The sequence below is a fragment of the Brevibacillus sp. SIMBA_040 genome (assembly GCF_046535075.1).
Classification (GTDB): Bacteria; Bacillota; Bacilli; order Brevibacillales; family Brevibacillaceae; genus Brevibacillus.
This window is the reverse complement of the sequence record NZ_JAWRXI010000013.1, coordinates 107,811-120,015: the sequence shown is the minus strand read 5'-3', so window position 1 is coordinate 120,015 and position 12,205 is coordinate 107,811. Positions and strand designations below refer to the sequence as shown.

13 protein-coding genes are annotated in these 12,205 nt (G+C 47.0%); 6 read left to right on the top strand and 7 right to left on the bottom strand.

Going from position 1 to position 12,205, the window contains the following annotated elements; genetic code table 11:
- Positions 1–10: 10 nt before the first annotated feature.
- Together SB752_RS21710 and SB752_RS21705 are read right to left on the bottom strand one after the other, a co-directional pair.
- Positions 11–778 carry a gamma-glutamyl-gamma-aminobutyrate hydrolase family protein gene (locus SB752_RS21710; protein WP_410717654.1) on the bottom strand — a complete coding sequence of 256 codons (768 nt, stop codon included), beginning with the start codon at positions 776–778 and terminating at the stop codon, positions 11–13.
- A gap of 112 nt (positions 779–890) precedes the next feature.
- Entirely contained in the window at positions 891–2,336 is a 1,446-nt protein-coding gene (locus tag SB752_RS21705) for an alanine/glycine:cation symporter family protein (RefSeq protein WP_410717626.1), read from the bottom strand.
- A gap of 109 nt (positions 2,337–2,445) precedes the next feature.
- Here SB752_RS21705 and SB752_RS21700 point away from each other — a divergent pair, with 109 nt between their 5' ends.
- The 5 genes from SB752_RS21700 to SB752_RS21680 all read left to right on the top strand — a co-directional run bounded on the left by SB752_RS21700 (position 2,446) and on the right by SB752_RS21680 (position 6,707).
- Complete coding sequence (locus SB752_RS21700) at positions 2,446–3,219, top strand: transporter substrate-binding domain-containing protein (RefSeq protein ID WP_410717625.1); 774 nt, start codon at positions 2,446–2,448, stop codon at positions 3,217–3,219.
- Between the two features lie 338 nt (positions 3,220–3,557).
- A complete protein-coding gene (locus tag SB752_RS21695) occupies positions 3,558–4,214 on the top strand; it encodes an amino acid ABC transporter permease (RefSeq protein WP_410717624.1) in 657 nt (218 codons plus the stop codon).
- On the top strand, positions 4,211–4,933 hold the full coding sequence (locus SB752_RS21690) for an amino acid ABC transporter ATP-binding protein (RefSeq protein ID WP_410717623.1): 723 nt from the start codon (positions 4,211–4,213) through the stop codon (positions 4,931–4,933). The genes SB752_RS21695 and SB752_RS21690 overlap by 4 nt, the downstream gene beginning before the upstream one ends.
- A gap of 98 nt (positions 4,934–5,031) precedes the next feature.
- Positions 5,032–5,706 (top strand): response regulator transcription factor, encoded by a 675-nt coding sequence (locus tag SB752_RS21685; RefSeq protein WP_410717622.1) that lies wholly within the window; start codon positions 5,032–5,034, stop codon positions 5,704–5,706.
- Entirely contained in the window at positions 5,706–6,707 is a 1,002-nt protein-coding gene (locus SB752_RS21680) for a sensor histidine kinase (RefSeq protein ID WP_410717621.1), read from the top strand. Before SB752_RS21685 ends, SB752_RS21680 begins: the two co-directional genes overlap by 1 nt.
- A gap of 11 nt (positions 6,708–6,718) precedes the next feature.
- On the opposite strand, the gene SB752_RS21675 is transcribed toward SB752_RS21680, so the two are convergent.
- Positions 6,719–7,249, bottom strand: coding sequence for a hypothetical protein (locus SB752_RS21675; protein ID WP_410717620.1), 531 nt, complete (start codon positions 7,247–7,249; stop codon positions 6,719–6,721).
- 193 nt (positions 7,250–7,442) lie between these two features.
- On the opposite strand from SB752_RS21675, the gene SB752_RS21670 reads away from it, so the two are divergent.
- Positions 7,443–8,339, top strand: coding sequence for a LysR family transcriptional regulator (locus tag SB752_RS21670; protein ID WP_410717619.1), 897 nt, complete (start codon positions 7,443–7,445; stop codon positions 8,337–8,339).
- A gap of 48 nt (positions 8,340–8,387) precedes the next feature.
- On the opposite strand, the gene SB752_RS21665 is transcribed toward SB752_RS21670, so the two are convergent.
- The 4 genes from SB752_RS21665 to nikB are packed head-to-tail and all read right to left on the bottom strand — an operon-like array spanning position 8,388 to position 12,197.
- Positions 8,388–9,353, bottom strand: a complete 966-nt coding sequence (locus tag SB752_RS21665; RefSeq protein WP_410717618.1) for an ABC transporter ATP-binding protein — start codon at positions 9,351–9,353, stop codon at positions 8,388–8,390.
- On the bottom strand, positions 9,353–10,327 hold the full coding sequence (locus SB752_RS21660; RefSeq protein ID WP_410717617.1) for an ABC transporter ATP-binding protein: 975 nt from the start codon (positions 10,325–10,327) through the stop codon (positions 9,353–9,355). Before SB752_RS21660 ends, SB752_RS21665 begins: the two co-directional genes overlap by 1 nt.
- 33 nt (positions 10,328–10,360) lie before the next feature.
- A complete protein-coding gene (nikC, locus tag SB752_RS21655; protein WP_410717653.1) occupies positions 10,361–11,254 on the bottom strand; it encodes a nickel transporter permease in 894 nt (297 codons plus the stop codon).
- A 22-nt stretch (positions 11,255–11,276) separates the two neighbouring features.
- Complete coding sequence (gene nikB, locus SB752_RS21650; protein ID WP_410717616.1) at positions 11,277–12,197, bottom strand: nickel ABC transporter permease; 921 nt, start codon at positions 12,195–12,197, stop codon at positions 11,277–11,279.
- Between the last annotated feature and the right edge of the window lie 8 nt (positions 12,198–12,205).

Here is a 12,205-nt window from a genome sequence, read left to right as displayed (position 1 = left end):
TTGTATGGTTTTAGCTACTCACTTGAGCACACGCTTGCTTATTTTTTATGAAGTCGACAAATAGTTGAAACAGCTTGAGCTGCTCCTGATCGGTTTGGAACATCATTTCTGGATGCCATTGGACAGCAACTAAAAACGGGTAATCCTTGTGCACAATCGCTTCGATAATGCCGTCCTCAGAAATAGCAGCTGCCTCAAGACCAGCCCCCAGCTTGTCAATCATCTGGTGGTGGAAGCTGTTGACGTACAGCTCTTCTTTTCCAAAGCACGGATAGAGCATGTGCTCCTTGGATAGCTTTACTTTGTGGGCGATGCTTGATTTGGGTCCGAAATACCCTGCATGGTTGATCTCTGTAGGGTAGCCTCTCTCGATGTCTTGAATCAGTGTCCCGCCAAAGTAAACATTCAGCAGCTGCAATCCGCGGCAAATACCGAAGATCGGCAGATTTCTTTTCACCGCTTTGTCGAGCAGCTTCAGCTCGAACTTGTCGCGAGCGGGGTCAAGTTGTCCCAGCCCTTTTTTATACGGCTGTCCATATAGACTCGGACTCACATCGCTCCCTCCGATGAACATCAAACCATCGAGACGATCCAAGAGGGAATCGATGTAGGCATCATCGTCAATGAGCGGGATCGGTACGGGAATTCCGCCTGCCTGGTGAATGCTGAGTGGATCATCAATCGCTGAAGTGAAATGATCCTGAGCTACGACAAACCGATGCTTGTTCTCTTCAAAGGCATTGATGTAGTACGTTGTACAACCGATTAAAGGCTTCATCACGTTCCATTCTCCTTCTTCTGCTGATCTTATGTGAACGATTCTAGGGAAAAAATATAGAGGAAATATCAAAAGATTATGTGATATGTCCCTCAATTAACCTCGTGCGCTGTTACTGCGTTTTTTCCTCGTAAAACAGCCTGACCTCTTCGTCGACATGTCCAATCTTCAAATATCTCGCTTTGTAATCCTGCAGCAGCTTTTTAAATTGGTGGCTCAAAATCAATAGAAAAAAGATATTGATAAAAGTAGGCACAGCCGTCATGATGCCGGTCATCAGCCACACATCCTTGTCGGGGAAGTGAAAGGTGACAATATAGAGGACAAACAGAAATTCAGGAAAGGCGCAAAATACCTTCAAATATTTAAGAGCCTGCTTTTTGGCTGCTGTCTTTTTGTTTAGTAAATGCTTCACCATAATTTCCCTGCTCACGTACCACCCACTCGCTGTCGTTAAGGCAAAGAAAAAGAGAATAACCGTCACCATGTACCTGCCCGCCGTCCCCGATATTTGCTCAAAGGAATAAAGCGCCAGGTCAATGCCCGTTTTGCCCGATACCCAATCATCAGAGAGGATAACGACAAAGGCGGTGATGCTGCACATGACTATGCTCGTAAAGAACACCTCAAAGCCGCCCCATAGCCCTTGCTTTACGGGATGATCAACATCGGCTGTCGAATGAATGATCGGCGTCGTCCCCCAGCCAAATTCGCTGCTGTATACCGCTTGCGATACCCCGACTGTAATGACCTGAGCCAAGGTTGCCCCAGCAAATCCGCCCATTGCCGCTGAACCATTGAAAGCATGCTTCATAATCAGCTCAAGCACCGGCACGACCTTTTCCACATTCATCAAGATAATCACACAGCCCAAAAGCAGGTACGACAAGGTCATGAAAGGCACGATGACTTTAAATATTTTGCCCATGTACAGCGTGCCACGGACGATGATGAAATACACCAGCACGGCAAACAAAAGCGATACCCAGATAATATTCAAATGAAAGGTGGAGCTGATCGCTGTAGAGGCAACGTAGTTTTGGATCGAAAGAAAAATCGGCGCAATCATGCCGATCACAAATAACACGACGAGAACCATCCACCTCCGGACGTTCATCTCCTCGCCAATCCCTTTTTGAATATACACCGTCGGGCCGCCAATGATATGCCCCTCTTCATCCCTTGACCGGTAATAAACGGATAAGGCGACCTCTACCATTTTAATAATCATGCCGACCAGCGCCGCAATCCACATCCAGAACACAGCACCTGGACCCCCTATTGCAATCGCACTCGCCACCCCGCCTACACATCCGACTCCAACCAGGCAGCCTATCGCTATATTACCAGCATAAAAGGAGGACAATGTTCCTTTTTTGCTGCTGCTCTCGCGTTTATGAAGAATCACCTGCACCACGCGGCTGACGATATGCTGCAAGTGGCGTAATTGAAAAAATCTACTCTCGATCGTAAAGAAAACCCCTGCGAAAAGGATAGCAAAAGGCATGGGGATATCCCACAGGATATTTACGACGGTGTTTGCAATATTCTCTAGCAAAAGAACCCATCCTTTCACGAATTTTCACATATTTCTTTGAAATTTATTTTACATTATTTTTTTAAGATATAGGCACATCGAACTTATATTTTTCTTGAGGAGGGTTACTATGATTCGTCGTAAAGCTTGGTTGGCACTAGCCGTTAGCTGTTTAACCGCAATTAGCCTTGTTGGATGTGGTGCTAAAGAAAGCGGTGGCAGCGCTAACGACACACTCATTTTTGCTGTCGCTCCAGATGGAGGCGCTTTCAGTTCCAGAGATAGCTCCGGAAAACTCACCGGATTTGACATTGAACTCGTAGAATCACTCGCAGCCAAAGATAACCTCAAGGTAGAGTGGAAAGAGATGAAGTTCAACGGAATTATTCCTGCTCTGCAAGCAAAGCAAGTAGATGGCGCAGCTGCTTCCATCACCATACGTGATGACCGTAAAGCTGTTACGAACTTTACTGATCCGTATTTCGATTCCGGACTCGTCATGGTAGTGAAAAAGGACAGCCCGATCAATACGGTCGATGATTTGAAGGATAAAACGATTGTAGCAAAACAAGGTACCTCTGGTCTTGAAAAAGCTAATGAACTAGCGAAAGAAAAAGGCGCAAAGGTCAAGATTTTGGAAGACGAAGCAACCCTCTACATGGACGTAGAAGCGGGCGGCTCCGATGTGCTGATCAATGACTTCCCGTTTGTTGCAAACAAAATCAAATCTGGGACAGCGGCAAACCTGAAAATCATCGGGGAAAAATTGACGGGTGAAGAATATGGGATCGCGATTGCCAAAGGTAAAGAAGATGTTCTGGAAAAATTCAACAAGCATCTGAAAGAAATGAAGGACAACGGCGAGTACCAGAAATTATACGACAAATACTTCGGCTCAAACTAAGAGAGGTTGTTAAGAAAACCTCTATCGAGGCATTCCCAAGGAGTAGCGACCGCGGTTAGCGGAAAGTTTCCATGCGCTCCAGAATTCATAAGCCTCTCGCTTATAAATTCTTATACGTTCAAAAAGTCGTCTTTTGATCACGCAGGAGTCCTGAAAGATTATTCGACATCGAAAATGGCGTTCACCTTCGAAGTCCGGTGCTCATGTAGTCTGCCTACTACTTCCGCTCCTCCTTCGTACGGTTCTCGCCATTTTCTCGGTGCTGAAAAGCCAACTTTTTGAACACGCACTGATAGGTGCATTTTGCACCTTATTTCTTTCCAGAAAGGAAGTGAGGTATGGATACTCTAAGCCTGATTACAGATGCATCTCCACTCCTCTTGCAGGGGCTTGAGAATACCATAAAAGTCGCGTTTCTCTCCTTGCTTTTTGCGACCATTCTTGGACTTTTCTTTGGTCTCTTGCGCGTATCCAAACGAAAATTATTGCAAATGATCGCCAAGGTCTATGTGAGTATTATTCGCGGTACCCCACTCTATGTGCAAGTCATTTTCTTTTACTTTGGTTTGTTCCCACTTGTGTTTGGACGCGCCACAGATGCCGTATCCGCAGGTATTTTTGTCCTTAGCCTCAATGCCGGGGCGTATCTCGTAGAAATATTCCGCGCCGGTATCGAGTCGATTGACAAAGGACAGATGGAAGCAGGACGAGCGATCGGATTTACTCATGGACAAACGATGGCCTACATCATTATGCCGCAAGCAATCAAGCGGATGATTCCCGCCATCGTCAACCAGTTCATCATCAGTATTAAAGACACGTCTCTGCTGGCGACCATCGGTATCGCAGAGCTCACCTTTACGGCTCAAACCATCTATGCCGTAAACTTCAAAGCTTTCGAATTTTTGGGTGCGATTGGAATTATATACTGGGTTCTGATTTATGTGCTCACGGCATTCTCTCACTGGCTGGAAAGGAGGCTGGCAGCACGATGATTCAAGTGAAACAGCTGGCCAAATCATTCGGCAGCTTGCAGGTACTCAAAAATATCAATACACACATCAAACGTCAGGAGGTCGTGTGTGTCATCGGTCCATCCGGCTCAGGCAAATCCACCTTTTTGCGCTGTATGAACCTGCTCGAAGAACCGACCTCCGGGGAGATTGTCATTGATGGCGTTAACATCATGGATAAACAGACAAACATCAACGACATTCGCCAAAAAGCCGGAATGGTGTTCCAGCAATTCAACCTCTTTCCTCACAAGACTTCGTTAGAAAATATTACGATGGGCCTGACCAAAATCAAGAAGTACAGCAAGCCAGATGCAGAGGAAAAAGGAAAGGCTTTGCTAGCCAAAGTAGGTCTCTCCCAAAAAGCAGACGTCTATCCACGTAATTTATCCGGTGGACAGCAGCAACGAGTAGCGATTGCGAGAGCTTTAGCGATGGAACCAGAAATCATGCTGTTTGATGAGCCTACCTCTGCGCTCGACCCGGAGATGGTTGGCGAGGTATTGCAGGTCATGAAGGATTTGGCCCAGGAAGGAATGACGATGGTGATCGTCACGCACGAAATGGGTTTTGCCAAAGAAGTAGCTGACCGGATTTTGTTTATGGATCAAGGCATTATTCTGGAGGAAGGCACCCCGGAAGAATTTTTCCTTCATACGAAACAAGAAAGAACGCGGGAGTTCCTGAAAAAGGTCCTGTAATCCGCTTCTCCATTTGAGCCTCTGGATTCTGCTGAATTCAGAGGTTTGCTCCATTCTTGTATAATGAGGGTGGGGTCAGATATAGAGGGGGGACTCAAATGTCGCATACAGTCTTTTTGGTTGAGGATAATCAGGATTTAAATTCGATCTTGCAGAAGTACCTGGAAAACGCAGGCTATACGGTAGAGGCATTCCTGGATGGCTTCTCCGCTCAACAAAAAATTCAAGAGACTCCCGATGTGTGGATATTGGACATCATGCTCCCGGATACAACCGGATATACGCTGTTCAAAGAGATAAAAGAGATTCACCCCAACATTCCTGTAATCTTTATTTCCGCCAAAAATCAGGAAATTGACAGAGTCGTTGGCCTTGAGCTTGGCTGCGACGACTACATTTCCAAACCGTTTTTGCCCAGAGAGCTCATTTTAAAAACACAAAAGCTGCTGGAACGCACAAAAGGGCCACAGCTTCATCAGGCCTCAGCATTAAAAATCAACGGCTATATCATCAATCGCGAAAATCACACGATCCATCATGACAGTGAGCTTATTTCGTTGACGAGCAAGGAATTTGAGCTGCTGCTGTTTTTCATCGATCATCCGAATCGTGTCTTTTCCCGCGAACAGATACTCGACCGCGTGTGGAACAAAAACTATTTTGGTTCCGATCGTGTGGTGGATGATACGATTCGCCGCATTCGTAAAAAGCTGGCAAGCTTGCCGATAGAGACTGTCTATGGGTACGGATACAGGTACAGGCTGGTGAAGTGATGAGAGACAAACCGTTTGGACTCCAGATTTGGGTTATCATGACTGCTTTTCTCACTTTTATTACGGGGATCATCACGGTTGTACTCATAACGTATGTCTCAGTGGATGTGTTGATTAATCTGCTGCGCCTGCTCGTCATCCTGTCGATCATAAACATCATCCTCGCCAAGCTGATCGCCAACAAACTTACGGAGCCATTACGCTATTTGGAAAAAAAGGTTCGGAAAATCGCTAATAAAGAATGGGAAGAACCGATTGATCTCTATCGCGGAGACGAAATCGGCAAGCTGGCTTCCTCCATTAACATGATGCAGGAGTCGCTCAAAAAGATGGAGATGGAAGAAGAAATCTTTTTGCAGAGTGTCTCTCATGATTTGAAAACACCTATTATGGTGATCCACAGCTACTCCCAGGCACTTTTGGACAAGATGTACTTGAACGATTCATTTGATGATACGGTCGCGGTCATTATCAAGGAAGCGAAAAATCTCGAGAAAAAAGTGGAGAAGCTGCTGTACTTAAACAGTCTCGACTACATTTTGGAGAGAAAAAGCGAGTTCAAAAAAATGAACATCAAGTCAGTCGTGCACAATCTCATTGAACGCTTTTTCCTCGTCCAAAACAGAGTAATGATTCACGCACAGCTTGCCGATTTGCATGTGTGGGGAAACGAGGATGAGCTGACGGTGGCGCTCGAAAACATTCTGGAAAACAATATGCGCTACGCCCAATCCTCGATCTGGATTTTTACGCGCATCGTCCACGAACAAGGCAAGGAGCAAGTGGAAATCATACTCGAAAACGATGGACCACCAATTGAAGAAGAACAGCTGAACCAACTGTTTAACCATTTTTACAAAGGCAAAAATGGCAAGTTCGGTCTCGGGCTGTTCATCACACGAAAAATTATTCTGTTTCATGGCGGCGAGGTACGGGCAGAGAATATCAACGGACGTGTACGCTTCCGTGTTTTGCTTCCCTATGAAATGAAAAGCATGTAAGTTGCCCCATCTCATCCGATTTCTTTTATTTGTTCCAGCAGCTCAGAAACGAGGTCAGCTACGTCTTTATTGTGCATCCGTATGTTTTCAAAGACTGGCACGGCTTCTCGAAGCAGCTGATAGCTATAGTAGTAATAACTGGTAAAGGGCTGCTCGGCATATCCAGGCGGCTCTTCTTCTTCCCAGAACATCTCGTCCTCCTCTTCATCCTCGGGCCATAGAAAGGCATCATCCAGTAGAGACTTCATCTGGGGAACAGGCTCCCATGCACTTACATCTCTGCCGCTCAACGCGTCGGTAACACAGAGATAACATTTGATTTCATCTGGCATCACGTCTTCTGGCGATTTTGACTTCAGATCGCGCAGCATAAACAGCAATACCCACGGCGTTACTTGCCAAAGCGTGCTTTGATGCTCAATCAGGTTGGCGATCTCTTCGAATTTCTCCTGATCCATCAATAGAGGCAGTTCACTCCCCCTGCCATAAGCCGTTGTCAGTCGTTGCCACGGAATCTCGCTTCTTTTTATTTCGTTTAGCATCCTCTTCTCCCTCTCCTTCTTTCTAGCTACGTTCGATTACATCATTTCATGCTTCTACCATAACATTAAATGGAAAAGGTAAATACTGCATGGGACCCAATAAAATGGTCAGTTAATTATGAACTGATCAAACTTTTCAACTCGTTACCGCTCATGTAGAATAGCCCTAACGGGAAAAGGGGGCGGACAACCTGTGAATGACCAAGACTGGTCCTTACTAGAAGCAATCTACGACGAAAAGAACCTGACGCGAGCAGCAGAAAAGCTGTTCATTTCCCAACCAGCGTTAAGCTATCGGATTCAACAAATTGAGCTTGAATTCGGAGTCAAAGTCATTTATCGCACCAATAAAAAAATCAGCTTCACTCCAGAAGGAGAATACTTGGTAAAATACGCGAAAAAGATGCTTCTGGAAAAACGAAAAACAAAGGACCACGTCCTGAGCATGAGCAATGATGTACAAGGCTCGCTGCGGATCGGGTGTTCGAGCAACTTCGCCCTGTATAAGCTGCCTTCGTTGATCAAACAGTTTTTAGTCCTGTATCCAAAGGTTGAAATCAATGTGAATACAGGCTGGAGCTCTGAAATAGTGAAATTACTGCAAAATGAAGATGTTCATGTGGGGATTGTTACTGGTGATTACAAGTGGCTGGAGGAAAAGTCGCTCATCACGGAGGAACCATTGTGCATCATTTCCAAACAGGAAATCGGCTTAGGTGAACTTCCGCTGCTCCCTCGCATCAATTATTTGCCGGCAAAGAGCCGATTGAATCCAACCAATCCGCTAATCACCAAAACGATTGATAATTGGTGGCTGGATCGGTTTAGTGACCCACCCATGATCATCATGAACGTAGATAAGGTCGAAACCTGCAAGGAGATGGTCACAAACGGGCTAGGCTACTCCATCGTGCCGCGTGGTGCCATAACCGATCGAGACGATTTTTACGCTATTGATTTGCACTATAAAAATGGTGAGGCGTTACTCCGAAAAACATGGATGCTCTATCGCGAATCGTCTCTGGCCCTGTCTACAGTCGATCGCTTCGTTACGTATATAAACACACAGCACTGTCAAAAGACCGAGTAGCCTGCTTATCAGGCATACTCGGTCTTTTTCTTTTCCTGTCGATCATCGCTAATAGAGATGGCACGCAACGTAGTGCCCGTCTATGTTTTTCCATTTCGGTCTTTCCGTTCGGCAAATGTCCATACATTCTGCGCAGCGCGGATGAAACGTGCAGCCCTGTGGCGGATTTGCCGGACTCGGTACATCTCCTTGGAGCACAATCCGCTCTCTTTTTGCCAACGGGTCAGGTACTGGAACCGCGGATAGAAGCGCTTTGGTATACGGATGCAAAGGAGAATCGTACAGCTCGGTTTTATCCGCGAGCTCAACCAGCCTGCCCAAATACATGACTCCGACCCGATCACTAATATGCTTGACTACACTCAAATCGTGAGCAATAAACAAGTATGTCAGCCCAAACTGCCCCTGCAAATCTTGCAACAGATTGATGACCTGCGACTGAATAGACACATCGAGAGCAGAGACAGGCTCATCTGCTACAATCAGCTTTGGCTCTAAAGCCAGCGCCCGGGCAATCCCGATTCGCTGCCGCTGACCGCCGCTGAATTCATGCGGATGCCGCTTGGCGTGATAGCTATTGAGCCCCACGACATGCAGCAGCTCATCGACTCGCCTGTCTTTTTCCTTGCCCGAGTATAGACCATGAATTTCGATCGGCTCTGCGATGATTTGTCCTACCGTCAGTCGGGGATCGAGAGAGGCATACGGGTCCTGAAACACCATTTGCATGCTTTTTCGCAATTTGCGCAGCTCGCTGTGACGCATGCCAACCAGATTTTTACCCTCATAAATGACCTCGCCCTCGGTAGGCTGGAGCAGCTGCAGGATGGTCCTCCCTGTTGTTGACTTTCCACAGCCGCTCTCTCCCACAAGACCCAAGGTTTCTCCTTTATAGATAGTAAAATCCAGTCCATCTACCGCTTTCACCTGATTGACGACCCGCTTTAAGAGCCCTTTTCTGATTGGGTAATACTTTTTCAAATTCCTGACTTCAATTAGAGGTGTTTTCGTCATCACTGATCCTCCTTCGCCTCGTAGAGCCAGCATCTGCAGGAATGACCTTTTTCGACTTTTACCAGCTCAGGAACGCCCTCCCTGCAAATGTCTGTGGCGAATTCGCAGCGTGGAGCAAACGTACAGCCTTTGAGCAAGCTTCCCGGTATTGGCACGCTTCCTTTTATGGAATACAATCGTTGCTCGGTTCCATCCAAGCGAGGAATCGACTTCATCAAGCCTTGTGTATACGGATGCTTCGGATTGGTAAAAAGGGTGACCACATCGGCTTCCTCGACGACTTTTCCTGCATACATGACAACGACGCGATCACACATTTCTGCCACGACTCCGAGATCGTGGGTGATCATCATAATGGCCGTATTGTGTTTTTCCTTCAATTCTCTCATCAAATCGAGAATTTGCGCTTGTATCGTGACATCCAATGCTGTGGTAGGCTCATCTGCAATTAATAGCTTCGGATTGCACGACATTGCCATGGCGATCATGACACGCTGCCTCATCCCGCCAGACAACTGATGGGGATACTCGTCTACGATCTGCTCGGCACGAGGAATGCCGACCAGCTTGAGCATCTCGATCGTTCTTTGTCTAGCTTGCTGTTTGTTGTACCGCATATGGATTTCTACGGCTTCGCCAATTTGCTGACCGATCGTGAAAACCGGGTTCAGCGAGGTCATCGGCTCCTGAAAAATCATCGCCATCTCATTGCCCCTCACTTTTCGGATTTCCTCATCCGATAAGGCCAGAAGATCTCGTCCCTGAAATGTAATGGAGCCGTCAACGACTTTACCAGGAGTCAGCCTCATCGTGGTTAACGAGGTAACGCTTTTGCCGCAACCCGATTCACCCACAATGCCAACGGTCTCTCCCTCATAGACAGTGATATCAACCCCGTCTACGGCTGGCACTACACCTTCATCTGTTTGAAAATACGTTTTCAATCCTTTGATTTCAAGTAATGTCGGTTTCAACGCTGTCCCTCCCCTGTACAGATGCAAACATGTTTACAGCTTCATCTTGGGGTCGAGCGCATCACGTAATCCGTCCCCCAGCATGTTGAATCCCAAAACCAGGAACATAATCGCCAGTCCTGGCATGGTGCTTACATGGGGAGCGACCCTCAAATATTCTCTTCCCGTACTGAGCATGGCGCCCCATTCCGGTGTCGGCGGCTGTGCGCCCATCCCGAGAAAGCTCAAGCCTGCTGCAGTAATGATGGCAGTAGCGATACGCATAGTGGACAGGACGATAATCGGCGCGATGCTGTTCGGAATCACGTGATTGACGATAATATGAAAGTGACTGCCACCCATCGCTTTTACTGCTTCGATATATTCCTTATCCTTGATGGCAATGACCGAGCTTCGGGACAAGCGGGCAAAGGTAGGCACAGAAAAAATACCAATCGCAATCATTACGTTCACCATTCCCGGCCCAAGCACACTGACAATGGCCAGCGCCAACAAAAAGCTTGGAAACGCCATAAAAATATCCATAATGCGCATGATCAGCGAGTCTGCCAGCCCGCCGAAATAACCGGAGATCGTGCCCAGAGCAACCCCTATCACGACAGCAATCAGTACACCGACAAATCCAGTCATCAATGATATTTGCGTTCCGTGAATGATCCGCGAAAGAATATCCCGCCCAAACTCGTCCGTACCAAAAGGATGACTCCAGCTCGGTCCTTCCAGCATGACATCCATGTTTTGCTCGATCGGATCATATGGAGCGATCCATTTTGCCAGCACTGCAACGAGCAAACAGAGAATCACCATCCAGAATCCGTACAACGCACGCTTGTTTTTCTTGAAACGACCTAGCATCAGCTTCCACTGTGAACGGCTGGCATAGGTCTGTTCTGCCTTGCTCTCATCCTGCTGAAGTGCCAAATCCATCTGACTCATGGTGTGCTCCCCTCTAATCGTATTTCACGCGCGGATCAACCAATCCATAACAGAGATCCACAATCAGATTGACGATGACAAAGATGGCCGCGACGAACAAAATGCTTCCCTGAATCGAGGGGTAGTCCCTGAATTGGATGGATTGAATGATGAAACGCCCCAATCCATTAATCGAAAACACTGTTTCGGTCAATACGGCGCCACCCAGCAATGTTCCGAACTCCAGTCCAATAATCGTAATGATTGGAATCATTGCATTTTTTAACGTGTGCTTGTAGACGACGAACTTTTCCCGTACCCCTTTTGCCCTCGCCGTTCGTACAAAGTCCTGATTGATGACTTCCAGCATGCTGGATCGCGTCAGCCGGGCGAGAATCGCAGAAGAGGACAAACCTAAAGCAATGGCAGGCAGGATAAAGTTGCGGAAGCCGTCATTTCCCCCCGATGGGAGCAGGTTCAAATAATACGCAAATAGCAAAATGAGCATGAGACCCAGCCAGAAAACAGGCAAGGATATACCAAACAATGAGATCATCATGGTCGCGTTATCAATCAGACTGTTTGGTCTCGTAGCTGAAAAGATACCAGCAAAAAGACCAATCACGACCATGACAACAATCGCCATGACGGTCAAAGTGATGGTCGACGGAAAACGTCCCAATATCTCGTCCAAAACAGGACGCTCAGAGCGCAATGAAGTACCCAGGTCTCCCTGAAGCAGATTGGAGACATACTTCCCGTACTGTACATACAATGGCTGGTCCAATCCCAGACTTTCCCTGACAACGGCCACTTCTTCGGCAGATGCTTCTGGTCCCGCGATCATGCGGGCAGGGTCTCCAGGCACTGCGTGAATCATCAAAAACGTAAGAATAGAGACTCCAATCAGAGTCGGTATCATTTGCAGCAACCGCTTTACTACATAACTAAACAACTGGATGC

What these genes read in the sequence shown, in the direction of transcription:
- SB752_RS21710 (WP_410717654.1), bottom strand. Translation starts at nt 778, where the DNA reads ATGAAGCCTTTAATCGGTTGTACAACGTACTACATCAATGCCTTTGAA.
- SB752_RS21700 (WP_410717625.1), top strand. Translation starts at nt 2,446, where the DNA reads ATGATTCGTCGTAAAGCTTGGTTGGCACTAGCCGTTAGCTGTTTAACC.
- SB752_RS21695 (WP_410717624.1), top strand. Translation starts at nt 3,558, where the DNA reads ATGGATACTCTAAGCCTGATTACAGATGCATCTCCACTCCTCTTGCAG.
- SB752_RS21690 (WP_410717623.1), top strand. Translation starts at nt 4,211, where the DNA reads ATGATTCAAGTGAAACAGCTGGCCAAATCATTCGGCAGCTTGCAGGTA.
- SB752_RS21685 (WP_410717622.1), top strand. Translation starts at nt 5,032, where the DNA reads ATGTCGCATACAGTCTTTTTGGTTGAGGATAATCAGGATTTAAATTCG.
- SB752_RS21680 (WP_410717621.1), top strand. Translation starts at nt 5,706, where the DNA reads ATGAGAGACAAACCGTTTGGACTCCAGATTTGGGTTATCATGACTGCT.
- SB752_RS21675 (WP_410717620.1), bottom strand. Translation starts at nt 7,249, where the DNA reads ATGCTAAACGAAATAAAAAGAAGCGAGATTCCGTGGCAACGACTGACA.
- SB752_RS21665 (WP_410717618.1), bottom strand. Translation starts at nt 9,353, where the DNA reads ATGACGAAAACACCTCTAATTGAAGTCAGGAATTTGAAAAAGTATTAC.
- nikC (WP_410717653.1), bottom strand. Translation starts at nt 11,254, where the DNA reads ATGGATTTGGCACTTCAGCAGGATGAGAGCAAGGCAGAACAGACCTAT.